General features: G+C 69.4%; 20 protein-coding genes. 4 read left to right on the top strand and 16 right to left on the bottom strand.

Annotation, left to right across the window (positions count from 1 at the left end; all coding sequences use genetic code 11):
• Nucleotides 1–194: 194 nt before the first annotated feature.
• The 3 genes from ACFWP3_RS15395 to ACFWP3_RS15385 are packed head-to-tail and all read right to left on the bottom strand — an operon-like array spanning nucleotide 195 to nucleotide 2,783.
• Nucleotides 195–1,652, bottom strand: a complete 1,458-nt coding sequence (locus tag ACFWP3_RS15395; RefSeq protein ID WP_384220693.1) for an NUDIX domain-containing protein — start codon at nucleotides 1,650–1,652, stop codon at nucleotides 195–197.
• 36 nt (nucleotides 1,653–1,688) lie between these two features.
• On the bottom strand, nucleotides 1,689–2,345 hold the full coding sequence (locus tag ACFWP3_RS15390; protein ID WP_384220690.1) for a M15 family metallopeptidase: 657 nt from the start codon (nucleotides 2,343–2,345) through the stop codon (nucleotides 1,689–1,691).
• Nucleotides 2,346–2,783: a hypothetical protein gene (locus tag ACFWP3_RS15385; protein WP_384220688.1), complete on the bottom strand. Its 438-nt coding sequence runs from the start codon at nucleotides 2,781–2,783 to the stop codon at nucleotides 2,346–2,348.
• 1,172 nt (nucleotides 2,784–3,955) lie between these two features.
• Between ACFWP3_RS15385 and ACFWP3_RS15380 the strand changes: the two genes are divergently transcribed.
• Nucleotides 3,956–6,673, top strand: a complete 2,718-nt coding sequence (locus ACFWP3_RS15380) for a LuxR C-terminal-related transcriptional regulator (protein WP_384220686.1) — start codon at nucleotides 3,956–3,958, stop codon at nucleotides 6,671–6,673.
• An 84-nt stretch (nucleotides 6,674–6,757) separates the two neighbouring features.
• Here the strand turns inward: ACFWP3_RS15380 and ACFWP3_RS15375 are convergent, their stop codons facing one another.
• Nucleotides 6,758–7,189 carry an ATP-binding protein gene (locus ACFWP3_RS15375; RefSeq protein WP_384220683.1) on the bottom strand — a complete coding sequence of 144 codons (432 nt, stop codon included), beginning with the start codon at nucleotides 7,187–7,189 and terminating at the stop codon, nucleotides 6,758–6,760.
• Between the two features lie 277 nt (nucleotides 7,190–7,466).
• Between ACFWP3_RS15375 and ACFWP3_RS15370 the strand changes: the two genes are divergently transcribed.
• Complete coding sequence (locus ACFWP3_RS15370) at nucleotides 7,467–7,937, top strand: ROK family protein (protein WP_384220681.1); 471 nt, start codon at nucleotides 7,467–7,469, stop codon at nucleotides 7,935–7,937.
• Here the strand turns inward: ACFWP3_RS15370 and ACFWP3_RS15365 are convergent.
• Nucleotides 7,895–8,128 carry an ATP-binding protein gene (locus ACFWP3_RS15365; protein ID WP_384220679.1) on the bottom strand — a complete coding sequence of 78 codons (234 nt, stop codon included), beginning with the start codon at nucleotides 8,126–8,128 and terminating at the stop codon, nucleotides 7,895–7,897. The two genes, ACFWP3_RS15370 and ACFWP3_RS15365, sit on opposite strands and share 43 nt — an antisense overlap.
• Before the next feature lie 706 nt (nucleotides 8,129–8,834).
• Here ACFWP3_RS15365 and ACFWP3_RS15360 point away from each other — a divergent pair.
• A complete protein-coding gene (locus ACFWP3_RS15360) occupies nucleotides 8,835–10,748 on the top strand; it encodes a DUF2264 domain-containing protein (protein ID WP_384220677.1) in 1,914 nt (637 codons plus the stop codon).
• Between the two features lie 461 nt (nucleotides 10,749–11,209).
• On the opposite strand, the gene ACFWP3_RS15355 is transcribed toward ACFWP3_RS15360, so the two are convergent.
• From ACFWP3_RS15355 to ACFWP3_RS15310, 10 genes are all read right to left on the bottom strand, one after another.
• Nucleotides 11,210–12,484, bottom strand: a complete 1,275-nt coding sequence (locus tag ACFWP3_RS15355; protein WP_384220675.1) for an extracellular solute-binding protein — start codon at nucleotides 12,482–12,484, stop codon at nucleotides 11,210–11,212.
• 86 nt (nucleotides 12,485–12,570) lie between these two features.
• On the bottom strand, nucleotides 12,571–12,804 hold the full coding sequence (locus ACFWP3_RS15350) for a hypothetical protein (RefSeq protein WP_384220673.1): 234 nt from the start codon (nucleotides 12,802–12,804) through the stop codon (nucleotides 12,571–12,573).
• Nucleotides 12,805–12,885: 81 nt separating this feature from the next.
• Nucleotides 12,886–13,959, bottom strand: coding sequence for a glycerate kinase (locus ACFWP3_RS15345; protein WP_384220671.1), 1,074 nt, complete (start codon nucleotides 13,957–13,959; stop codon nucleotides 12,886–12,888).
• Entirely contained in the window at nucleotides 13,956–14,789 is an 834-nt protein-coding gene (locus ACFWP3_RS15340; protein WP_384220668.1) for a sugar phosphate isomerase/epimerase family protein, read from the bottom strand. The genes ACFWP3_RS15345 and ACFWP3_RS15340 overlap by 4 nt, the downstream gene beginning before the upstream one ends.
• Nucleotides 14,789–15,937, bottom strand: coding sequence for a dihydrodipicolinate synthase family protein (locus tag ACFWP3_RS15335; protein ID WP_384220665.1), 1,149 nt, complete (start codon nucleotides 15,935–15,937; stop codon nucleotides 14,789–14,791). The genes ACFWP3_RS15340 and ACFWP3_RS15335 overlap by 1 nt, the downstream gene beginning before the upstream one ends.
• Nucleotides 15,937–17,088, bottom strand: coding sequence for a Gfo/Idh/MocA family protein (locus tag ACFWP3_RS15330; RefSeq protein ID WP_384220662.1), 1,152 nt, complete (start codon nucleotides 17,086–17,088; stop codon nucleotides 15,937–15,939). Before ACFWP3_RS15330 ends, ACFWP3_RS15335 begins: the two co-directional genes overlap by 1 nt.
• Before the next feature lie 154 nt (nucleotides 17,089–17,242).
• Nucleotides 17,243–18,223 carry a hydroxyacid dehydrogenase gene (locus ACFWP3_RS15325; RefSeq protein ID WP_384220754.1) on the bottom strand — a complete coding sequence of 327 codons (981 nt, stop codon included), beginning with the start codon at nucleotides 18,221–18,223 and terminating at the stop codon, nucleotides 17,243–17,245.
• A gap of 122 nt (nucleotides 18,224–18,345) precedes the next feature.
• On the bottom strand, nucleotides 18,346–19,206 hold the full coding sequence (locus ACFWP3_RS15320) for a carbohydrate ABC transporter permease (protein WP_384220659.1): 861 nt from the start codon (nucleotides 19,204–19,206) through the stop codon (nucleotides 18,346–18,348).
• Nucleotides 19,206–20,105, bottom strand: a complete 900-nt coding sequence (locus tag ACFWP3_RS15315; protein WP_384220752.1) for a carbohydrate ABC transporter permease — start codon at nucleotides 20,103–20,105, stop codon at nucleotides 19,206–19,208. The genes ACFWP3_RS15320 and ACFWP3_RS15315 overlap by 1 nt, the downstream gene beginning before the upstream one ends.
• Nucleotides 20,106–20,140: 35 nt before the next feature.
• Nucleotides 20,141–21,484: an ABC transporter substrate-binding protein gene (locus ACFWP3_RS15310; RefSeq protein ID WP_384220655.1), complete on the bottom strand. Its 1,344-nt coding sequence runs from the start codon at nucleotides 21,482–21,484 to the stop codon at nucleotides 20,141–20,143.
• Between the two features lie 327 nt (nucleotides 21,485–21,811).
• Here ACFWP3_RS15310 and ACFWP3_RS15305 point away from each other — a divergent pair, with 327 nt between their 5' ends.
• Nucleotides 21,812–22,591, top strand: coding sequence for a sugar phosphate isomerase/epimerase family protein (locus tag ACFWP3_RS15305; RefSeq protein ID WP_384220652.1), 780 nt, complete (start codon nucleotides 21,812–21,814; stop codon nucleotides 22,589–22,591).
• Nucleotides 22,592–22,637: 46 nt separating this feature from the next.
• Here ACFWP3_RS15305 and ACFWP3_RS15300 read toward each other — a convergent pair whose 3' ends face one another.
• Nucleotides 22,638–23,726 carry a substrate-binding domain-containing protein gene (locus ACFWP3_RS15300; protein WP_384220649.1) on the bottom strand — a complete coding sequence of 363 codons (1,089 nt, stop codon included), beginning with the start codon at nucleotides 23,724–23,726 and terminating at the stop codon, nucleotides 22,638–22,640.
• Nucleotides 23,727–24,175 lie beyond the last annotated feature (449 nt).

Here is a 24,175-nt window from a genome sequence, read left to right as displayed (position 1 = left end):
CTGACAGCAACGATTCTGATCACGGCGCGTTACTGGCCAACTGGAAATCAACATGGCCAAGTAGCGATCAAAGTCTCAGGCGCCGTGTCCGGGGCCGGAGGGTGGACCAGCGTGAGCCAGCGACTTCCAGAATCTGCCACGGACAGGGAAGTTACAGCGATTACTCGCAGAATCCAAGAGTTACTGCCGAAATCTCACACCATCGAGCGGGGCCAGGCTTCAGGGCATCTACCTGCTGGAATGCAGGTTCGTGGCAGATCAGAGGGCGATTGAACCTGTCGGGACTCCAGTATCTCCAGCACCCGGTCGCCCGGCCGAAGAGCGGCTTCGCGGAGCATGAGGGCCTGCATCTCGGGCTGGGAAACCGAGCTCATGGAGCGGCCGGTCGCCTCGTCGAAGACGGTCGCCACTGCCTCGTTGGCGTACGCCCGGTCCAAGGGCTGCTCGGGCAGGAAGGCCTGGCGGGGCACGGTCTCGAAGGCCCGTTGAAGTTCGGCGGTGTCGGTCCAGCCTGCCTCGGTCAGCTCCCGCACGAGCTGTTCGCGCAGCCGAAGGGCGCTCTGAGACTCACCGAACCTGAGAGGGATGGTGCCGGCGGGGCGGGGGGTGTGGTGGGCAGCCGGGACGTTGGGTAGCAGGCCGGGCCAGGCGACGTTCAGGGCCTGGGCGCTGGCGGTGAATAGCGGTTGCGGCAGGCTCCGGAGGTCGGACAGGTTGTGCCATTCCCAACGGGACAGGTCAGGCTCCCGCACCGTCGGCTCGCTGGTGTAGTCGGTGATCCGGGCGACCTCGGTGACACGGGTGAAGCCCCCGTGGGTGACGTCGCACAGGGTGCCCAGCAGCATCACCGCCTCCGGGAAGGCGACCAGTCCGGACTCCTCCTCCAACTCCCTTACTGCCGTTACCTGGAACGCCTCGCCCGGCTCAACTTTCCCGGCCGGGAGCTCCCACATGGTGCGGGCGTTGTTCCAGCCGAGGAGGAGCTGCCCGCGGGTGTTGGTGACGACGACCGCGACGCCGGCCATCGCCACCGGCGTCGGCGTCCGCTTCTCCCCGTAGACGACGGCGCCGGTCTTCGGACCGCGCAGCAGCAGGACCGTGGAGTCGCTGGCCTCGACGCGCTCGATGTGCTCCCAGCCGTCGCAGAGCAGGTCGATCTCGGCGTCGTCCAGACAGATCCCGCGCAGCTTTTCCGGGAATCGGTCGGCGTGCGGGGTGATCACGCACAGCGTGCCCTCGGGCTGAAGGAGGGCTGCGAGTTCGGCGACGGTGCGGGTCCGGTCGGGCAGGTGGGCTAGGGTTCGACGCAGGGTGATGACCCGGAACCCCTCGCCGCCCGGGTTGAGGGAGGCGAGGTCGCCGCTGGTGACGTCGAGCTGGTGGTAGGTGATGGCCTGCGACGGGTTGGCTCCGGCGCGCTCGATGGCGGCCTCGGCCCAGTCCACCGCGGTAACCCGGTATCCGACTTCCGCCAGCAGCCGGGCCACTTCACCGGTCCCGCAGCCCAGCTCCAGGGCCGCGGCGTCGCCCGCGTCCTGGGGGAGGGCCAGATGGTGTCGGAGGGCAGCCTTCTCCTCGTCGGTCAGCGGCTTGAAGTCACGACCGCGGTCGTAGTGGTCGTGCCATCCCTGCATGGTGGGTGGGGTACTCATGTACGGGGTGCTCCTTCAGCAGGATGTTCAGGGAGGTCAGGCCGGGTGCGGGACGGTCGGTCCGTACAGGGCGGTCGAGCGGCCCGACATCAGGGCCCAGTACCGGTCCCCGAACGACCAGTGCCAAAACTCAAATCCGTAGTTCACGAGGCCCGCTCCGGTCAGGGCGTCGATGAGGACGGTGCGGTGGATCCGGGCCTGGCGAGTAATGGAGTCGGCGAGCGTGTAGCAGGCGCCCGCGCTCTCCTCCGGGGTCGCGTTGACGCGGACGCCCATGTCCAGCTCGGAGCCCTCCGCGTCGACGAGGGTCAGATCGACGGCCGCTCCCGCGCTGTGCGGGGCGATCTCCGGCGGGGAGACGTACCGGCTCGCCCCGGCCCGCAGTTCCTCCTCCGTCCATGCCGGGTAGGCCGCCCGGAGCTGGTCGGTGTACTGCTGGAAGTACTGCGTTTGCAGGTTCGGCGGCCGGTACCCCTCGACGATCAGGAGGCGCAGCCCGTCCGGCAGCAGCTCCTGTGCGTGCAGGAGCCGGTCCACGACGCCGGAGCGGAGCAGGGCGAAAGCGCCTGCCGTGTCGCAGCGACGGTCATCGACCAGGAAGTGCCCGCCGGCGCGGATGTCGGCCAGCCGCTCGCCGTTGTCGGCGACGGGGATCGCGGCCACCTTCGGGTCGGACATCAGCACGATGCTCATCTACTTCTCCCAGTTCCAGGCTTCGAAGTACACGGGCACGCCCGACTCCCGGGCGGCCACGACCGCTTGGAGGCGGGTGAAGTCCCGGCCGGGCATGAGCGGTTCCCAGTCGGCTACCGCAAGCGCCCGGACCTCGTCGTGCTCGGCCGGGTCCAGCACGATCCCTTCGAGCTGCGCCGCGGTGAGCCGGCCGCCGTCGAACACAAAGCCGACCGTGTTCAGCGGCCATGCGGCTCCGGGCAGTCCGAACACGGCGGCGAGCAGCACGCGTTCGACGGCAAGGCGGCAGGTTTCCTCGCCCTCGCGGTCACCACCCGGGATGGACCACGTCCCCGGGTCGACGCCCTTGTTGGCATCCCGCAGATGCAGGAGGTACTGGTCGGCAGCGTTCACGAGAAGGGCTGCGGTGCCGCGCGGCTCGGTGGACAGGATGGTCATGGCCAGACTCCTCAAGATCAGGGGCGAGTGGCGCCAGCGGGCGCGGGGACTGGCATGGAGGTGAGGCGGGAGACCGGCGAGCGCCACAGGACGAGCGCGGGCACGGCGAGCACGACAGCTCCGGCCAGCAGGACCGTCCATACGTTGGTGGCGGTGGCGAGGGCGCCCGCGGTGAGGGTGGCGAAGGGGCGGATGCCGGTGACAAGCCAGGTGGAGGTCTGCTGGGCGCGGGCCTGCAGCTCGGGGGGACAGATCTGCTGGCGTACCGAGTTCTGCGCGATTCGGATGTCTCATGAGACGTTGCCAGCCCTCTTGAATCTCGGATCGGTGAAGCTCCTCAAGGTTCTCCCTCGCCTGGCGTGCGTGTGGACGGATGAGACAGGTTGCACCCAGCAGGGGCGTTCGCGATGTTCACTCGGAAGTAGCAAGGTCGACAGCTCAACGCGCGAGAGCCTTGCCATGGGCGTGGGGGCGAAGTGGACTCGCCTGGGCTGCCGTGAGTGGAGGATCCCGGTGGTGAGGCGTGGTGGCAGGGGGCGGTTGTGGCTTACGCCCGTGCCCGGGCGGTGGTGCGGCTCTGGCGCTGGCATCAGGCCGGGGCAGGGACACCGGCCTGTTTCGCGTTGATCGGGCGTCCTGCCACCTTCGTCATGGACGCCCGCCTTAAGACGTCGACGCCGCACCCTGCCTCCGACGCTGAGTGGTAGCGCAATGATCACGCAGACATGAGCGTGCTGAGCACGGCATGAAACGACTCGTGACTGTTGGCGAGCGGATGCTTCTCCGCCGTTACAGTCCGCGACGACGACGGTGACCGTCGCCTGCTTGAGGAGGCACGCCCTGGGCGTCGGTGGGCAGGCACGGTGCTGTTGGCCCAGACGGATGCCGAGCCGATCGATCGGTCGGCGGTGCGGGTACCGAGGGCACTGCAGTCGGACCACACCGTAGCGGGCGGGACGTCGTGTGGCAGGTGGTGCCAGGTCATCCTGGCCCGGATCATGTACAGCATCGCGTCCTCGCACAAACGGGCGATCATTCCGCGGGCCCAGCGAGCGCTTCTGGCTCTCGGCCCGCCAGGCGGCCATGCGACCGGGCTCAGTAGGATGGGAGCAGTGCTACTAGCCATGCCGGGCTGAACGGACGCTCAAGCCGCGACTCGCCGAGGTGTCCTCATGAGCGTGCAGGATTCGATAGTCGGGCGCTGGCCGCTTGCAGGGCGAGACAGCGAGATTGAGACTTTCGACCAGGCATGGGCAGGCCGGCGGCACCGTGCTGTGGTGATCGTGGGACCGGCGGGCGTAGGCAAATCGAGACTGGCCGAAGAGTACCTGGCCCGTGCCGTCCGCGCCGGGTGGAGCGGGGGACGCGCGACGGCCTCGGCAGCGGCCGCCACGATCCCGCTGGGTGCGATCGCGCACCTCCTCCCCCCGGAAGTGGACCTGTCTGACCCCGTCAAGGGCTTCGCTGTGGCCACTCGGGTGCTTGCCGGCCAGGCAAAGCGGCGGGCACGGCGGGCATTGCTGATCGACGACCTGCACCTACTGGACGCGGCATCGGCAGCGCTGCTTCACGGCGTAGTCGAAGCGTCCGCAGCACGGCTGATCGGCACGGTGCGCGCTGGCGAGCCCATTACCGACGCGGTTGACGCTCTGATTGGGGATGACGCGGCACTCAGAATCGACCTTGTCGAGTTTGCTCCGCACCAGGTCGAGGAGGTACTGCGAGCAGCTCTGGGCGGTCCTGTCGGGCATCGCGCCGTGCACCAGCTTCATGAGGCATCCGGCGGCAATGTGCTCTACCTTCGGGAGCTGGTGCTGGGGGCACTGCGGGCCAAGAGCCTTGCAAACGACGGGGAGATATGGGACCTGGCCAAGGACTGGCTGGTGGGCACACCGCGACTCGCCGAGTTGATCGAGGCCCGTCTTGCTGCCGTGCCGCGCGCTGTCAGGCCAATGTTGGAGCTGCTGGCGCTGTGCGAGCCGATGGCCTTGGCCGACGCGATCGCGGCCGCGCCCGCGGCCGATACGCTGGCCACTCTCGAGAATGCTGGCTTGGTGCAGATCCGCCAGGAAAGGCGACGCCTCACCATAACCCTCACCCATCCGCTCTACGGGGAGGCCCTTCGCGAGAGGATCTCGCTACTACGGCGCCGAAGCGTGCTCGTGGAACAGGCTCAGCGGATCGAGGCTCATGGCTCCCGCCGACGGGAGGACGCGCTGAACATCGCGACATGGCGGCTGGCAGCGACTGGCGAAGCTGATTCCGTGCTCCTTGCACAGGCTGCTGTCCTTGCCAGGCATGCCCGCGACTACGGTCAGGTCATAGCACTCCTTGACGCGCTGCCTACAGGCGACCACACGCCCGCCAGTCTGGTCCTCCAGGGGGATTCTCTTCTCCAGACCGGGCAATGGCAGCGGGCTGATCAGATCCTTGCCGAGGCCGAGCTCAGAGCCGATGGCGGGGCCGAGGGTGTCACCGCGACCCTCATCCGTACCTGGAACCTGTTCTGGATGGCCGCATGCACGGAAGAGGCCCTGCGAGTGAACGAAGCAGCCCGCGAGCGGATCCCCCCAGACGCGCCGGAGCTCCGCCGCACACTGACGGTCAATGAGGCGTCTCTACGGACGCTCTCAGGCGAACCGGCCCGCGGCCTGGCAATCCTCGAGGGCACGGAGGCCAGTGCATGGGACGCACTCGACCCCAATATGTGGGCGACTGCTGCGCTGTCCAAGGCGGCCGGATTGATGCTGGGCGGGCGTACCGAGGACGCGATCGCCTGGGCCCAACATGCCTACTCTAGGAATCTGCAGATTGATCAGAACGCGTTGGGCGCCCCACCGCCGGCCTCACAGCTGCTGCCCATGGTCGTCGCCCTGGCCGACGCGGGCCGACTCGAAGCAGCGCGAGAGATCTCCCAACAGGCGTTGTCCGACCTTGTGGCGGCCCAGGGCCCACAGCCTCGGGTGTGGGCCCTGTTCCTCCGCGGCCGCGTTGAATGGCTCGCGGGCGATATCGCGGCTGCCCGCCGTTGGTACGCCGAGGCCGTCGCACAAGCACGCACGTATCACCAGACCCGAGTGCTGTGCCACGCCTTCGCGGGACAGGCCGCGGCAGCGGCGACACTCGGCGACCTGACTGCCGCCGAGGCGGCTCTCTCGGAGATGCGCGAACACCCGAACATGGGGCTATTCGCCGGCGAGGAACGCCTCGGCGAGGCGTGGCTGCACGTGGCGCACGGACGGCTCGCTCAGGCTCGCGACGTACTTACCGAAGCGGCCCAGGCAGCCCGCGAAACCGGGCATGTGACATCCGAGATCCTGCTACTGACAGATCTGGCGCGGCTGGGCGCAGCCGGCGACGCCGCAGATCGGTTGGCAGACCTTGCGATGACCTGCGACGGCGCATTCGCCCCGGCCCGAGCCCGGCTGGCGCATGCCCTGTCCGTAGACAATCCCGATGACTTGCTGGCCGTGGCGCGCGAGCTGGAGGCCATCGGTGCGTTCCTGCTGGCTGCCGAAGCGGCGAGCGCCGCAGGCACGGCCTGGCGACGACATGGTCAGTCCCGCCACGTCACCGCCGCCACCACTCGAGCCGCAGCCTACGCTGCCCGGTGCAAAGGCGTCCGCACCCCGCTACTCGTCATGACCGGGACCAGCGCCCCGCTCAGCGCCCGGGAACGAGATGTTGCTTTGCTCGCCGCCGCCGGAGCGCCGAGCAAGGACATCGCTGCACAGCTGGTCCTGTCGGTACGGACCGTCGACAATCATCTGCAGAACATCTACAGCAAGCTCGGCGTCAACACCCGGCGCGAGCTGAGCCAGGCAATGAGGGAGTTCGGCGCGAGCCTCGAGGCGCTCCCGTCCGAGCCGCATCAGGTGCACCAACGTTGAGGGTGGCCGCGCCGCAGTCGGGTTTCGGTCAGGTGGAAAGCGGCGCTTGATACTGGGAACTCGAATGCCTTCCGCCGGCGCGTTTTAGGCGACTTCCGTGGCCAGCCGCGCCCACCACGCCCTGCCGCGCTCGGTGGGCCTGGATCCGTGGGCCTCGCTCAGCGCCGCGACCAGGGACAGCCCGCGGCCGCACTCCCCGGCGCCGCACGAGGCACTCCACTCTCCGTCGCGGGCGGCCGGCCCGCCGTCGAAGACCTCGACCCGCACCCCGCCGCGCGGACTCTCGTGGTGCAGATGCAAGAGGATGGGTGCCATGGCGTGCTCGATCGCGTTTGTCACCAGTTCGGATACCACCAGGATGATGGCCTCTACGGCGTCGTCGCCGAGCCTCCAGTCGGCCAGCATCGCGCGGGCGATACCCCGCGCCTGGCCAGCGGCTTCCGGGATGTGCGCCAGCGGCCAGTATCCGCTGTTGCGTCCGTGCTGGATGACGGTGTTCTCGACGATGTCAACCATGACGTCACCTCAGGGAGGAGCTGCTCTTCCGATCCGGAGCGGAGAGATCGCCTCGCGGACTCTCCATCCCCGCACCGACCACCCTCCAGTGCTCACGGTGTACGAACCTGAGCAATCGATACCTAACCTCCCACGCACGAGCGGGACCGGACGCGGCCGCGCCAGCGGTTCCGAAGCCGTCGTCCCACGCACGCATGGGCGATCCCTCGCCGTGGCAAGTCATGAAATCCACCAACTGGACTAGACCTCTCTGGTCAGGTCGGGCGAGACCGTCCCCGTGAAGCACGTCGTAGCACTCGACGTGGGCGGCACCGGAAGGAAGGCCGCGCTGCTTGCCCAGGACGGCCTTGTGCTGTTCGAAGCCCGCCGCCCGACCGAGCGGCAGAGTGGTACGGACGCCGTCGTCGCCGCCATCCTCGACTTCGTCGCGCCCCTTGCCGCGGGCGTCGCCGTGCCGGGGACGTTCGATGTGGAGAACGGACTCGCGGTCTTCTCCGCCAACTTCGGCTGGCGGGACCTGCCGATACGCAAGCTGCTCGGCGAGCGCCTGGAGGCATCCCGGTGGCGCTCGGCCACGACGTCCGCTCAGGTGGGTGGCCGAGGGCAGGTCGGTTGCGGCTGCGGAGTCGATCGCTTCCTGTTCATCGCCCTGGGCACAGGGATCGCCGGTGCTATCGGAATCGACGGCCGGATCGAGGCCGGCACTCACGGATACGGCGGCGAGATCGGCCACGCCATCGTTCGCTGACTGTGCAGTCCCAGGTGATGCTTGTCCCGACGGTCGCTCGGACTGCCGCTGTGGAGGACGACGTTTCCGGCGAGTTCGCTCACGATCAGCTGCAGCGAATCCTCCGCGTTCTCCGGCAGCGCCCACCGCCTGGCCTGGTCCCGCACCAGCCTCCTCAGCTCGGACACCGATGCCGGAGTCGCCGGGATCACAGTTACGTAGACAACAGGTCGGGCAAGGCAGGACGGGACTTACAGCCGTCCGACGCCTCGCTCCGCCGGTCGAGAATGGTGATCATGACGACTCCTACAGGGGAGAAAGTCAAGCCGAGAGAACGAAGATAGGTCGACCATTTGCTCAAATCTACACCAGGGTGGTCATATAATCAAGATTGGGAGATTGATACAGGAAGGTCAATTCTTGAAGCCTCTCTTTCGATCCCTCCGGTCACTGTGATCCGGGCCTGGCCCGCGATCCTCGGTCTGTCCGGGGAGGAGCTGCCGCCTGGCCGCCTCGGACTCGATGTCCGGAAATCCGGGCCGCTGCGGTGCGACCGCACTGCGGTTGATCCCGTTGCGGCGCTGCGCGCCCCGCGCAGGGCTGGTGTGATGCGAATGAGGCATCGGTCCGGCGCCTTGGAGCGAGGTCAGCGTCGGTGAGGCAGTACGTCGCTGTCTTCAAGCGGACCGCAAGCCGTCGGTCGGCGTGCCGAGGTCGCACAGTCCGGGCTGACTCGGCTCTAGCTAAGCGGCCTCAGTGGATCAAATGGATCAGAAATTGATCAGATGTTGACTTTTGATCAGTTTGATTCGTAGATTCTGGAGCCAGCTGCCTCCGGTTCCAGAATGGGTGAGCCCTGCCATGCCTCAGCGTCCCCTGTCGTTCCAACTCCCGCCCGAGAACCGCATTCTGAGTCCGATGAGCGGTTGGACCCGCGCCCACTGGGAGGCCACGGCCGACGGTCTTCTGGCCGCCGCCGCAAGGTATGCCAGCCCAGGCCATGCGCTGATCAACCTGCCCGGTCCCGGGCCCAGCATCTCGGGCACGCGCTCGGACGGTCTGGAAGGATTCGCCCGCACCTACCTTCTCGCCGCCTTCCGGATCGCCGGCAGCGGCGGCCAGGACCCGGCCGGTCTGCTCGACCGCTACGCGGAAGGTCTCGATACCGGCACGCGCAGACCCACGCGCGAACGGGACTTGACCACCGGCGCACCAGACGCCTGGCCAGTGATCACCGACCGTGGTCAGGCCATGGTGGAGGCCGCCTCGATCGCGCTCGCCCTGCGTCTGACCCGGCCCTGGCTGTGGGACCGGCTCGACGACGAGGTACGCGAGCGCGTCGGCCGCTGGCTCGCCGACTCCCTTTTCCGGGCCCCACACGACAACAACTGGTGGCTCTTCCCGCTCACCGTCGGCGGCTTCCTCGCCGACACCGGTATCGAAACCGCCGCCGCCCGCACGGCGATCGACACGGGCCTGGCGAAGATCGAGCAGTGGTACTCCGGCGAGGGCTGGTACACCGACGGCCGGCTCCGTGCTTTCGACCACTACAACGGCTGGGCATTGCACTTCTACCCGGTCCTGCACGCCCACCTGAGCGGCGACCGGCCGCTGCTGGACACCTACGGAAGCCGGTTGGCGGCCTATCTCGACGGATACGCCGCGACCTTCGGCGCCGACGGCACACCTATGCACCAGGGCCGGTCGCTCACCTACCGCTTCGCCGCCACCGCCCCGCTGTGGGCCGGCGCCCTCAGCGGCCACACCCCGCTCCCGCCCGGCGCGACCCGGCGGCTGGCCTCCGGCGCACTGCGTCACTTCCTGGAACGCGGCGCCGTCACGGCGGAAGGGCTGCTCTCACTGGGCTGGCACGGTTCCCACCCGCCGACGATCCAGTCATACTCCGGCCCGGCCTCGCCGTACTGGGCGAGCAAGGCATTCGTCGGACTCCTGCTGCCCCCCGACCACCCGGTGTGGACGGCTACCGAGGAGCCGGCCCCGTCGGCCGTGTCCGACCGGCTGCTGGCGCTTCCCGCCCCCGGCTGGCTGATCCAGTCCACCGCCCGGGACGGGCTGGTCCGGCTGCACAACCACGGCAGCGACAACCAACCCGTCGAGCAGGTCCTGCCCGACAACCCGCTCTACGCGCGCCTCGCCTACTCGACGGCCAGCGGCCCCACCGCGGCCGGGGAGGCCCCGGACAACCATTTCGGCCTGGTGATCGACGGCACGCTCAGCGAGCGGGGGCGGATCCGGCCGCTCGGAACCGGGCCTGGCTGGGCCTCGTCCACCCACGGGCCGCGGACCGCCGGAACCGAACTGCCCGGCGTCACCGTGACCTCCGTGGTGATGGCCCACGGCGCGGACGAGGTCCACGCCCACTTGGTTCTCGGCGCCACCACTGGCACCGAGGTCCGGCAGACCGGTTGGGCGGTGGCCGGGGAGCAGGGCGAAGCCCAGGTGGCGGCCGGTGTCGCCCGCGTCCGGGCGGTTGGGGAGAGGCCAGGCCCACAGTGCCAGCTCGGCATGGTGGCGGGCTTCGACGCAGCCCACGTCGTGCGGCTCGCTCAGGGTACGGCGTTCGGGCCGTCCGCCGCCGTACCCGTACTGACCGGGCGCGTCACCGGCCTTGGCGGCCAGGGCCTGTTCGTCAGCACCTCGCGGCTGACGATCGAACCGCTCGCGAACTCGGTGGATGCCCGTGTCCGTACCGGCAGCGCGGCGGGAGGCGGCTGGGTCAGTGTGACGTGGCCCGACGGCACGGCACACCGTGCTGTTCTGGCGAGGGAGTCGGTGAAGGTGTCGTCCGAGCCGGCGCCTGGGCGGCAGTGATCACCGGTAATGCTCGGAGAGGTGGGCACCGGGCAGTCGCAGCCGGTGCCCCACCCCGGTCCCGGGCCGCGCGGCAGGAGCCGGCCAGGCGGGAAGGCGCGAACCGCCGGCGCGGCGGACTGCCCCGCCAACACCCGTGAGGGGGAGGGCGGTAGACCACCACCCGCGGGGGTCTTCCTGAGTCGTTGCTGGCCGGCACTGGTTTTGATGAGGTCGCATCGGCCATCTCGAACGGGTGATCTGGGTGGGTTCCCCAGGTGCCTGTGGGCGAACAGGCCCTTGGCTACCGTGATGTGGCGCGTGGTCACACACACGGATCGGGCAGCGGAGGCTTCGGTGGTGTGAACGGCTGTCTTGGTCGACTGCCAGTTTTACCGGGGCTCCGCTGCTCACGTCCGAAGCCGCACAGAACAGAGCCCACTTGCCAAGGCCCTCGCAGCCGTAGCTTCATGCCCGTGACTTTACGGAGCGCGCTCGGCCTCAATGGCAACGTCGGATACTCGGCGCAGTGCTTCGGCGGGGCTGCCGTCGCGTGACATGGCACTACCGATGTTCTTCTTGGTGCTGTTGCTGACAGAGGCCCATGAGATCTTGTCGAGGGGCGGCGACACCGATGTCGGCAGAGCGCGCAGGAATGCCCTCAGATCCTCGTGCTTGGCATCGGTTTCCATCTGGTTGGTGACTGACACGGTGACGGGTAGCAGGTTGTTGCGGATCGCGAACTCCCGCACGTTCTTGTCGCTGAAGAGGTAGTCGAGGAAGTTGCCCAGCTCCGCCCGGTGTCCGTTCCGTTTGAAGGCCATAATCCAGTCGACCACCGCGGGTGTGTCGTTGGCGTCGCGGACACGTCCAGGCATAGGGGTCGTGCCGACCTTGATCCCTGCTGCCTTCGCGGCCCGCAGCAAGGAAAGGGGTCCGTTTACCATGCCAACTTCGCCGCGCACGAACGCCGCGTACGCCTCCTTGCGATTGAGGCGCTCGGGCCGGACCGGACCGGTGAGCCCCTTCTCCACGAGGTTCTCCTTCAGCCACGTCAGGCTGTCGATGTTCTGTTGCGAGTCGATCGTGTAGCGCCCGGTGGATCCGGTGTAACCTCCTCCGCCTCCCAAAATCCAGGTCATGGCCTCGATCTGGGCCTCCTCAGGTCCAAGCGGCACTGCCATGGGGTATGGGGCGTCGGTACGACTCTTCAGCTGCGTCGCCGCGGCCCTGAGTTCGTCCCAGGTCGCCGGGGGCTCGTCAACGCCTGCCTCGGCGAACAGGTTCTGGTTGTAGAGGAGGAGCCTGGTCGAGGCCGAGAACGGCATGCCGTACTGCGTACGCTCCTGTTGCCCCGCAGCAGCGAACTGCGGCAGAAAGTTCGCCTCCACAGGTACCGAGAGCAGTTGGTCGGCGGAGTAGAGCTCACCCCTTGCGGCGAATTCGGCGTATGAAGCGATCTGTGCCACGTCAGGCGCGTGCCCTGTCTTGACCATAGCGGCGACGTGGCGGTCTACGCGGTCCCAGGGCACGATCTCCACCTCGACGGTGATGCCGGTATGCGCAGACTCGAATGCCGCGATCAGATCTGCCCAGTATCGCTCGGTGCTGTCGGACTGGTCTGCCACCTCATAGTCGGCGGCCACCAGCCGCAGGGTGACTTCTCCTCGGTCGTCGACATTGGCGCAGCCCGCCGACGATACGGAAAGGACCAGAGCGGTTGCGGTGGTGGTCAGGACGTGGTGACGCCTTTTCATGAGCTTCCCCTTTACTGTGCGGTACTGCCGATTGGGGGCTACCGCCCCGGCTGCCAGGGACGGGAGGGGGTGGGCATTGGCTCGCACTATTCGGCGGATCCGATGGTCAGTCCGCAGACGACCTTGCACTCGATGACTGCGAAGGGAACGACGAAGGGCACGATGGCGATGACTGAGCAGGCGTACAGGCCCTTCCGCTGGTCGGTGCAGTTGCAACGGAAGCTGTTGTCGACCGTCATGGGCTGGCGCTCCGGAATGGTGGGTAGGGCGGGCGCCCCCGTTGCGATCTCCTTCTCCGCGACCCAGAGCCGAAGGCTCACGACGCCCCCGTGGCGGGCTACCTCAGGGTCCTCACCGCGAGGCTCCCAGTGCCCCAGGGATGGACTACTGCAAACGGCCGGTCAGTAAGCAGCCTGGGCCAGCAGGGCACCGGCCTCGCGCAGCCAGTGGTCGGCGCGTGCCTGGGCGTCGCCGGTACTTCCGGCCAGGTCGACGAGCGTCAGGGCCTGCTTGTCGGTGGACTCGCCCGCTACGACTCGCACCGGTACGGCGGCTCGCTCGGCCCGGCTGATCACCTCGCCGACCGTCTTGCCGAGCAGGCTGGTCGAATCGAATCGGCCCTCGCCGGTGATCACCAGGTCGGCGGTGACGAGTGCCTCGTCAAGGCGGAGCAGGTCGGCTACGGCGGCCGCGCCCGGGGTGATGGTTGCGCCCCATACGGCTGCGAGGCCGTACGCGGTGCCGCCGGCCGCGCCGGCTCCCGGCTGGTCCGGGGCGCCGCCGAGCAGCTCGCTCAGCCGGGTGAGGCCGGCTTCGAGCCGGTCGGTCTCCTCGGGTCCGGCGCCCTTCTGCTGCCCGTACACGGCGGCCGCCCCGGCGGGTCCGAGCAGCGGGTTGGTGACGTCGGTGAGCAGCTGTACGCCGTCGGGCGGGGCGGGCATCAGGCGGCTGCGGTCGATCCGGTGGGCGTGGGTGAGCGCGCCGCCGCCGTCCGGCAGGGGTCGGCTGTCGGTGTCGAGGACGCGCAGGCCGAGTGCGTGGAGCAGGCCGGTGCCGCCGTCGGTGGAGGCGGAGCCGCCGAGGCCGATCAGAAGGCAGGTCGCGCCGTGGTCGAGGGCTGCGGCGATGAGTTCGCCGGTGCCCCGGGTGGTGGCGGTGAGCGGGGCGAGCTGCGTCATGAGTGGCAGGCCGCTGGCGATGGCGAGTTCGATGACGGCGGTGCCGTCGGGCAGGAGTGCGTATGCGCAGTCGACGGGGTGGCCGTCGGGGCCGGTGCAGCCGACCACCCGGTGCAGGGCGGCTTCCGGGTGGGCGGCCGTGACGGCGGCGAGGGTGCCCTCGCCGCCGTCGGCCATCGGACGGATCGTCAGGTGATCGTCCGGTCTGATGGAGCGCCAGCCGTCGGCCAGTGCCCGGGCAGCGTCACTCGCGGTGATGGTGCCCTTGAAGGAGTCGGGGGCGATGACGACCCTCACCGGGTCTCCCGCAGTTCGATGTGGGCGAGGTGGCGCTCGATCACGGTCTGCAGGGTCTGCTCGCCGGGGGTGTTCCAGATCTTCTCGTTGAAGATCTCGACCTCGATCCAGCCGGTGTAGCCGGCTTCGGTGACCATGGCGGTCAGGGCGTGGAAGTCGATGTGGCCGTCGCCGACGTGGCCCCGGCCGAGCAGGGTGTCGGCGGGCAGCGGGAGGGTCCAGTCGCAGACCTGGTAGGAGGCGATCCGACCGGCGGCGCCGGCCCGGGCGATCTGGGTGGCCAGCTGCGGGTCCCACCAGAGGTGGTAGCTGTCGACGACCACGCCGACCTGGTCGGCCGGGAAGCGCTCGGCGAGGTCGAGGGCCTGGCCGAGGGTGGAGACGACCGCGCGGTCGGCGCAGAACATCGGGTGGAGTGGTTCGATCGCCATGCGTACGCCGAAGTCTCCGGCGTGCGGGGCGAGTTCCCCGAGCTTGTCGGCTATCCGCTCTCGGGTGTCGGCCAGGTCGCGGCTGCCGTCGGGCAGGCCGCCGACTACCATGACGAGGGTGTCGGTGCCGAGTTCGGCGGCCTCTTCCAGGGCACGGAGGTTCTCTGCGAGGGCGGCCCGGCGTCCCTCGGGGTCGGTGGGGGTCAGGAAGCCGCCGCGGCACAGGGTGCTGACCGCGAGGCCTGCGTCGCGGACCAGCTTCGCGGCCTCGGCGAGACCGGTATCGGCGACCTTGTCGCGCCACAGGCCGATCGCCGGGATGCCGGCGTCCACGCAGCCCTGAACGGCCTCGGGCAGGCTCCAGCGCTTGGTGGTGATCTGGTTCAGCGAGAGCCGCATCAGGCCTCCACCCCCGCCACGGCCAGGAAGCGGCGCATCCGGTCGGCCGCGAGGTCCGGGTCCGGCAGGATGCCGGCTGCGTCGGCGAGCCGGAAGAGCTCCACCAGGTGCGGGACGGAGCGGCCGTTCTGGGCGCCCGCCACCATGGTGAAGTGGTTCTGGTGACCGGCCAGCCAGGCCACGAAGACGATGCCGGTCTTGTAGTGGTAGGTCGGGGCGGCGAACAGGTGCCGGGCGAGGGGCAGCGTCGGGGCCAGCAGGGAGTCGTAGCGGTCCAGGTCCCCGGCGTCCAGGGCGTGCAGCGCGGCGGCCGCGACCGGGGCGATGGGGTCGAAGACGCCCAGCAGCGCGTCGCTGTGGCCGAGGGCATCACCGCGGATCAACTCCGGGTAGTTGAAGTCGTCGCCGGTGTAGAGCCGAACGCCCTCGGGCAGGGCGCGACGCAGCGCGATCTCGCGGTCGGCGTCGAGCAGGGAGACCTTGATGCCGTCGATCTGCTCCGTGTGCTCGTTGATGAGCGCCAGCACGGTCTCGGTGGCCCGGTCGAGGTCGGCGGAGCCCCAGTAGCCCCTGAGCGCCGGGTCGAACATCTCGCCGAGCCAGTGCAGGATGACGGGCTGCCGCGCCTGGCCGATGAGGCGGCCGTAGAGGCGCAGGTAGTCGTCCGGGCCGGCCGCTGTGGCGGCGAGTGCTCGGCTGGCCATCAGGATGGGCTGGGCGCCAGCCTCCTCGACGACGTCCAGCTGCTGCTCGTACGCGGCCAGGATGTCGGCCAACGAGACGTCTGCAGAAGTCAGTTGGTCGCTGCCGACGCCGCAGGCCAGGCGGCCACCGACGGCGCGTGCCTCCGCGCCGGAGCGGGTGATCAGTTCCCTGGTGGCGGCCCAGTCCAGGCCCATGCCACGCTGCGCGGTGTCCATGGCGTCGGCGATGCCGAGGCCGAGGGACCACAGGTGGTGGCGGAAGGCGAGCGTGGCCTCCCAGTCGACGGTCGTGGGAGAGCCGGGGGTGTTCTTCCCGCGCGGGTCGGCCACCACATGTGCGGCGGCGAACGCGGTCCGGGAGACGGGGGCAGTGCCGGAAAGCTCGAGTACGACGGGCTCGCGCAGCCGGTGGGCACCAGTGCCGGGGAGGTTCAAGTCGGGCATCAGATCTCCAGCTCTGGGACGTCGAGGCGTCGGCCCTCGCGGGCGGAGGCGAGGCCGAGCTCGGCGAGCTGGACGCCCTTGGCGCCCTCCAGCAGGTCCCAGTGGTACTCGGAGCCGGTGGCGACGTGGCGCAGGAACAGCTCCCACTGAATCTTGAAGCCGTTGTCGAACTCGGCGTTGTCCGGCACCTGCTGCCACTGCGTGCGGAAGGACTCGGTCACCGGGAGGTCGGGGTTCCAGACCGGCTTGGGGGTAGCGGCGCGGTGCTGGAAGCGGCAGTTGCGCAGGCCGGCCACGGCGCTGCCCTCCGTGCCGTCGACCTGGAACTCGACCAGTTCGTCGCGGTCGACGCGCACGGCCCACGAAGAGTTGATCTGGGCGGTGATGCCGCCCTCCAGTTCGAAGATGCCGTACGCGGCGTCGTCGGCGGTCGCCTCGTACGCGCGGCCGTGCTCGTCCACCCGCGAGGGGATGTGGGTGGCGGTGTGCGCGTATACGGAGCGGACGGGGGCGATGACGCTGTCCAGCACGTAGCGCCAGTGCGGGAACATGTCGAGGATCATGCCGCCGCCGTCCTGGGCGCGGTAGTTCCAGGAGGGGCGCTGGGCATCCTGCCAGTCGCCCTCGAAGACCCAGTAGCCGAACTCGCCGCGCACGGACAGGATCCGGCCGAAGAAGCCGCCGTCGACCAGGCGCTTGAGTTTGAGCAGGCCGGGTAGGAAGAGCTTGTCCTGCACGGCGCCGTTGCACACGCCGGCCTCGCGGGCGAGGCGGGCCAGCTCGATCGCCGCGTCGAGGGATTCGGCGGTGGGCTTCTCGGTGTAGATGTGCTTGCCGGCCGCGATGGCCTTGCGGAGGGCCTGCTCGCGGACCTGGGTCAGTTGGGCGTCGAAGTAGATCTCGGCGAGCGGGTGGGCGAGCGCCTCGTCGAGCGAGGTGGTCCAGTGTGTGAGGTCGTGGCGGCCGGCGAGGTCCTTGAGCTTGTGCTCGTTGCGGCCTACCAGGATCGGTTCGGGCCACAGCACCTCGCCGCCTTCGAGGGTGAGGCCGCCCTGCTCGCGGATGGCCAGGATGGAGCGGACGAGGTGCTGCCGGTATCCCATCCGGCCGGTGACACCGTTCATCACGATGCCGATCACTCTGCGGGACATGGGTGGATTCTCCTATTCATAGTGTCGCGGGGGTGCACGCCGCCGGAAGGTGCTTGTCGCTGCCGCGAGGCCAAGCGGGGGCGACAGGTCCGCCCAGGGGACGGGCGGGGATGGAGGTCGCTTGTGGTCGTTCGCGGCAGCCGCCTGTGACTGGTCAGGCGGTGCGGTGGATGTCGTGGGCGGCCACCGGGTGGACGAAGGGCAGTCCGGAGGCGTAGCAGGCGAGTTCGTCGGCCGCGGCGGCTGCCAGCCGGTGCAGTTCGCCGCCGAGGGATCCGGCGGCGTGCGGGGTGAGCAGGACGTTGGGCAGCTCGTAGAGCGGCGAGTCCTCCGGCAGCACCTCGGGGGAGGTGACGTCGAGGACGGCGCTGAGCCGGCCGGAGACCAGCTGCTCGGTGAGCGCGTCCTGGTCGATCAGCGAGCCGCGCGAGGTGTTGATCACGGTGGCGCCGTCTGGCATCAGGGCGAGCCGACGGCGGTCGATCAGGTGCTGGGTGGACGGCAGCTGGGGTGCGTGGATGCTCATCACGTCGCTGAGCGCGCACAGTTCGTTGAGCTCGACCAGGCGGGCGCCGAGCGCGGCGGCCGCCTCGGGCGTGACGTACGGGTCGTGCAGCAGCAGGTGAAGGTCGAACGGCCTGAGCAGTTCGAGGACCCGGCGGCCGATCTGCGACGCTCCTACGATGCCGACCGTGCGGCGGTAGTTGCCGATGGTCGGGTAGGCGGCCCGCCAGTCGTAGGGGGCGCGCAGCTCGCGATAGTCCGCGGCCATCCGCAGCACCTGCTTGTTGGCGAACAGGATGGCGGCGACGGTGTACTCGGCGACCGGCAGGGCGTTGGCCCAGGCGGCGGAGGCGACCTGGATGCCGCGCTGCCAGCACGCGTCGGTGACGTGGTGCTTGACCGAGCCGGCGGCGTGAATGACGGCGCGCAGCTTCGGCGCGCTCGCCAGCACCGCCCCGTCGATGGGCGGGCAGCCCCAGCTGGTGATGAGGACCTCGGTGTCAGCCAGGGCGGCGACGGCCTCGGGGGTGGTGAGGTCGTCCAGGACCAGTGCGGGGTCGAGGTCGGCGAGGCTGGTGAGCCGGTCCAGGGCCCGCTTGTCCAGCAGCTGGGGAGCGAGATCGGGGTGCATGGCCAGCACGGCTCGCGGGCGGCGCCGGCCGGGGTCCGCCGGGTCCGGGGAGCCGACGGCGGCGGTGGGCTGCTGGGGCACTCGGTTCTCCGTTGGGTCTGTGAGGCGCGCGGCGGGGGAGGTCATTTGACGCTGCCCGCGGTCAGGCCGGCCTTCCAGTGCCGCTGGAGGGCGATGAAGGCGACGACGAGCGGGAGTACGGCGAGCAGCGAGCCGGTGACCACCAGTGGATAGAAGTCCGGGAGGCTGTGGGTCTGCGAATTCCACGAGTACAGGCCGAGGCTGACCGGGAAGAGCCTGGTGTCGGAGAGCATCACCAGTGGCAGGACGAAGTTGTTCCAGATGGCGGTGAACTGGAACAGGAACACCGTGACGAATCCAGGTGTCACCATCCGCAGGCCGATCGACCAGAAGGTGCGCAGTTCGCTGGCGCCGTCCATCCGCGCGGCCTCCAGGACCTCGACGGGCACGTAGCCGGAAACGAAGATCCGTGAGAGGTACACGCCGAAGGGGAAGACCAGGCTAGGGATGAACACGGCCCAGAAGGTGTTGACCAGGCCGATCTTGGAGGCGAGCAGGTAGAGCGGCAGGGCGGTCGCGGTAGTGGGGACCAGGACGCCGACCAGCACCAGGCCGAACAGCTTCTCCTTGCCGCGGAAGGCGAAGACCTCGAAGGCGTAGCCCGCGCAGACGCAGATGAAGGCGCAGAGCAGGGCGCCGCCGCCCGCGTAGAGCAGGGAGTTGAGGAACCAGCGGAAGTAGATGCCGCCGTCCTCGGTGGCCAGGGCGTGCAGGTTGTCGCCGAGGTGGAAGTTGCTCAGCGAGAGACTGTTGCCGCCGAGCAGGTCCGGGGTGTTCTTGGCGGAGGCCGTGATCAGCCAGACTAGCGGCAGCAGGGTGTAGAGCGTGACCAGTGCCAGCGAGGCGTTGACCGCACCTTTGGAGAGGGACCAATGCCGGGGCTTCTTGGCGTGCGAGCTCATCAGACGGTCTCCTCCTTCCGGCGTTCGGAGCGGGCACGGGTGGCCCGGGTGACGATGAAGGAGAGCAGCGCCGCGGCGAGGGCGAGCAGCACGGAGGCGGCAGCGGCCAGGCCGTAGTCGTTGCGTTCGAAGGCGGCGGTGTAGGCGTACATGTTGGGAGTCCAGGTCGTGGTGATTCCCGGAGCCGCACCGCGCAGGATCGTCGGTTCGGTGAAGAGCTGGAGCGCGCCGATGATCGTGAACAGGGCGACGATCGTGATCGACGCCTTGATCAGGGGGACCTTGATGCTGAGGGCGGTGCGCAGGGCGCCGGCGCCGTCGACGACGGCGGCCTCCAGCACCTCGCGCGGGATGCCCTGTAGCGCGGCGAAGAAGATGATCATGTTGTAGCCGGTCCACTCCCACAGCGCCATGTTGACCACGGCGGGCAGCGGGTGGCCGAGCACGTCGATCGTCGCGCCGGCGCTGTTCAGGGCGTCGAGCACCGGGCTGATGCCGGGTGTGTAGAGGTACGTCCAGATCAGCGCCGCGATGATGCCGGGGACGGCGTGCGGGAGGAACAGGGCCAGCTGGAAGAAGCGCTTGGCCCGGGCCAGCACCGAGTCCAGCAGCAGCGCCACGGTCAGCGACAGCCCGATCATCAGTGGGATGTACAGCAGGCAGAACTGGGCGACGGTCCAGAAGCCGTCCCGGAAGGCCGCGTCACCGAGAGCCCGGGTGTAGTTTCCCAGACCGGTGAAGACCGTCTGGGCGTCGCCGAAGCCGAGACCGGAGCGGCGCTCGGTGAACAGGCTCAGGAAGACGGCGTACCCGATCGGGGCGAGCAGCGCCGCGGTGAACAGGATGAGGAACGGGACGATCAGTACGGCGGGGGCCCAGTAGGCCCCGCGCCGCCTGATGCCGGCGGCGCGGGAGGAGCCGGTGGTTCTGTTGCTCACGGGGCGACCTTGAGTCCGCGGTTCTTGAGTTCGGCGACGGTGGCCTGCTGGGCGGCGTCGACGCCGGCCTGGATGGTGCCGCCCTGGCCGAGCTTGCCGAAGGCGTCCTTCAGCGAGGTGTTGGTGGCGCCCATGGCCGGGCCCCACTGCCAGTCCGGCTTGATCGACTTGGACGCGTCGGTGAAGACGCTGTAGATGTCCTGGCCGCCGTAGAAGTCGGTGTTGAACGCGGCCTTGGCGACCGGGATCAGGGCCGGGTCGGCCGGGAACAGCGAGGAGGTGCCGGAGGCGATGCGGGACTTGATGCCCTCGGGGGTGGTGGTGGCCCAGGTGGCGAACTCGAGGGCGGCCTTCGCCTTCTTGCTGTCCTTGGAGACGGCGAAGGTGCTGCCGCCGAGCATGCCGCTGGCCGGCTTGCCGTCCCAGGTCGGGATCGGGGCGACGGCCCACTTGCCGGAGGCTTCGGGGCTGGAGGCGAGGGTGGACTTGAGCACGCCGCCGCCCCAGGCCGCGCCGAGGTAGCCGGCGGTCTCGCCCCTCTGCAGCGAGGCGGTCCACTGCTGGCTGAACGACGGCTGGACGCGGACCAGGTCGTCCGAGACGAGCTGCTGCCAGTAGTCGGTGACCCGCTTGGTCGCGGAGCTGTTGATGTCGACGCTCCAGGTGTCCTGGACGCTGGCGAACCAGTGCGCCCCGGCCTGCCAGGCGAACGCCTCGAAGGTGTTCGGGTCGTCGGGGAAGAAGGTGCCGATGCGGGTGTTCGGGTTGGCGGTCTTGAGCTTCTGGGCCGCGGCGCGGTACTCGTCCCAGGTCTTGGGCGGGGCGGTGATGCCGGCCTTCTCGAACAGGTCCTTGCGGTAGAAGAACGCCTGCGGGGCGGCGTCCAGCGGCAGCGCCCAGGTCGCGCCACCGAGGGTGGTGAGCTCCACCGCCTGCGGCAGGTACTTGGCCTTGAGGTTGTTGCCCACGAGCTTGGTGATGTCCTGCACGGCGCCCTGGCTGACGAAGTCCGGCAGCACGGCGTACTCGACGTTGAAGAGATCGGGGGCGTTGCCGGCCTTGGAGGCGTTGGAGATCTTGGCGTAGCCGCCGGCCGGGCCGGACGGTATCTGCTCGAACGCGACCTGGACGTCCTTGTGCGAGGCGTTGAACGCCTTCACGACATCCTGAGTGCCCTTCGCCCAGCCCCAGAAAGTGATGGTGACCGGCTTGCTGGGGGCGGCGTCCTCGGCCGCGCCACCGCTGCCGCACGCGGCCAGCACGGACACGCACATGGCGGTCGCCGTGGCAGCTACGGCGAGGCGGCCGGCTCTGCGGCGGAGGAAAGTGGGAGAAGTCATGGCTCAGCTCCTGGGTGGGTGAGTAACCCACGGACGTCCGATTGATCCAGAATCGCCTGGATCGTGGCGGTCGGTGGGTGTGGCGCAATCGTGTGGGGTGGTCTCGATCAAAGTCAAGGCAATGGATCGACTGATCAGAGTCGATCTCGCCCTCGGGCGTCGCCCGTAGACGCATGATTCGCTTGTGACCTGCAAGGCCACCGCCCAGTTCGCCGGCCTCCCGGTCAGGTTACAATCCAATCAAGGAGATCATATGATCGTGAGACTCGGCGTCTGATCTGCGTGATCCTGGATTCGGACGCGTCCGTCACTTCAAGGAGGCAACCCTTGCCACTCGCCTACTCCACCCTCGGTATCCCCGGCCGGCCCCTCGCCGAGGCCCTGGGACTGGCGGCCGACAACGGCTGGCAGGGTCTCGAACTGCGCTGCGCCGAAGGAGAACCCGTCCATCCCGGTCTGACCGCTGGGGAGCGCCGCAGCGCGGCCCGGGCGTTCGCCGCGGCCGGGATCACTCCGCTCACCGTGGCCTCGTACGTGGGCGTCGCCCAATCCGGCGAGAACCGAGTCGTGACCGAGGCCCTGCGGACCCATCTGCGGCTCGCGGCCGACCTCGGCGCCCCCTACGTCCGGGTCTTCCCGCGCGGCGACGGACCTGTGGGTGAGAGCGACCTGCGCGCGGCCCGTCGGCTGGCCGCCGTCGCGGACGAGGCCGCTGCCCTCGGCGTCCGGATCCTGGTCGAGACCCATGACTCCCACCGGGGCGGCGGCGAGTTGGCCTGCTTGCTCGAACGGACAGCGAGCCCGGTGGCCGGCGGCCTGTGGGACCTCCTGCACACCCACCTCGCGGGCGAGTCACCGGCGGACTCCTACGCCGCGCTCTCCCCGCACCTCGGATACGTACAGGTCAAGGACGTGGCCGGCCCGCAAAACACGACCCCGTTGCCCCTCGGCCGAGGCATCCTCCCGATTGCCGAGTGCCTGCGTCTGCTTCCGGCCGACTGCTGGGTCTCCTGGGAGTACGAGGCCCCCTGGTACCCGGCGGCGGCCCCGCTTCCTGACCTGCTGGCCTCCGGCGCGGCCCACCTGGCCGGGCTTCCTCGGGCGTGACCCCGACCAGAGCGGCCGGGACCGCCTCTCGTGCGGCTGCCGGACCTCAGCGGGCCGAGGCGCCGCAGGAGGCGCGCACCTTCAGCGTGGGCAGCAGCTCGATGCGCTGCGCGGGCAGCGCGCTGTCGACGGCCAGGCGCCGCAGCAGCAATTCCATGGCCGTCGCGCCGACCGCCTGCCTGGGCGGCGCGACAGCGGTCAGCGGCGGCGTCGCATGGGCGGCGAACAGGTCATCATAGGAGATCAGCGCCAGGTCCTCGGGGACACGCAGGCCACGGGCCTGCAACAGCGGCGGGAGCTGGATCGCGGCCGTGTCGTTGTGGGCCAGCACGGCGCGCACACCCGTCTCGCCGACAGCGTCGGCGATCGCGTCGGCGACGCGATCCGGATCCGGGGGCGCGAACACGCCGTTGGAACGGTGCATGTCGATGACCGGCTGCGGGGCCAGCCCGAACAGGCGGACACCGTCGGCATAGCCCGCCCGGATCTCGTGCGCCGTCCACGTGTCGTCGCGGGCGGCGAGCAGCACGGAGGTGTGGCCCAGCCCGGCCAGGTGACGCAGGGCGAGCAACACGCCGTGGCGGTGATCGGAGGCAACGGAGTCCAGGTCGGCACCCAAGGTGCCGAGGGCGGCCCGGCGCTCGACCAGGACAGTGGAGACGGGCAGGTGGGCGAGCCAGTCGTTGTCCTCCGCGGAGATGCCCGGTTTCCACGTGGGGGTGAGCATCAGGCCGTCCACCGGGGCCTCGAGCAGTCGCTCGACCTGTGTCCGGTCGTCGCCCACCCCGTACGGTGCTACTGCGAGCGACAGGCGGGCACCCGCGGCGGCTGCGGCCGCGCGGGCGCCATCGATCACGTCGTCGAAATACGAGCCGATGGTGGGCACCAACATGCCGATCACCCGGCCGCGGCCCGAAGGGGCCGCGCTCTCCTGCCCCGGCACAGGGGTGTCGGGCAGCGAAACCGCACCGTGGGAGCGTTGCAGCCGCCCGCTGTCGGCCAGGGCAGCCACATCACGCCGCACCGTGACGGCCGGGATCCCAAGGCGTTCGGCCAAATCCACGACGCGGATGGTGCCGACCTCGCCCATGACCCTGAGGATGCGGATACGGCGTTCCTCTGCAGAGAGAGCCATGGCTACCCCTTCTACCGTTCATGACTACCAATGTTCGATCAAATCATATCGCTCGGTCATATCTGATCGAAGCGTGCGGTGGCGCGGGTGCTGACTGGACATCGTTCAGCAGCGGGTGCCGCCGATCCACCAAGGCTCCCGCAAGGCGACTCCAGACCGGTTACCCGGACGCTGCAGGGCGGCGCGTGACCGTGGACACGGGCTGATCGAGCGGCCGACCCAGCGTCTGATCTCAGTCGGATGAGGGCCGCCGAGAGAGGTCGAGGCCGCCCGACGGCCGCTGTTGCCCCGCGCCCGCGATGGGGCGGCCGGCCGGTGTCCATCCCGTCAGGACGAAGCGGCTGTGGTGGGTCGCAGGTGTCCGGTACTCGTGTTCTGGTCGGGCCGCGATAGGCGGGGCTGGACAGGCGGGCGGGCTGGGAGCTGAACGTTCTGCGGCCTGGCGTGGA

The sequence above is a fragment of the Streptomyces sp. NPDC058525 genome, assembly GCF_042719495.1.
GTDB lineage: Bacteria > Actinomycetota > Actinomycetes > Streptomycetales > Streptomycetaceae > Streptomyces.
This window is presented reverse-complemented; position numbering and strand designations above follow the sequence as displayed.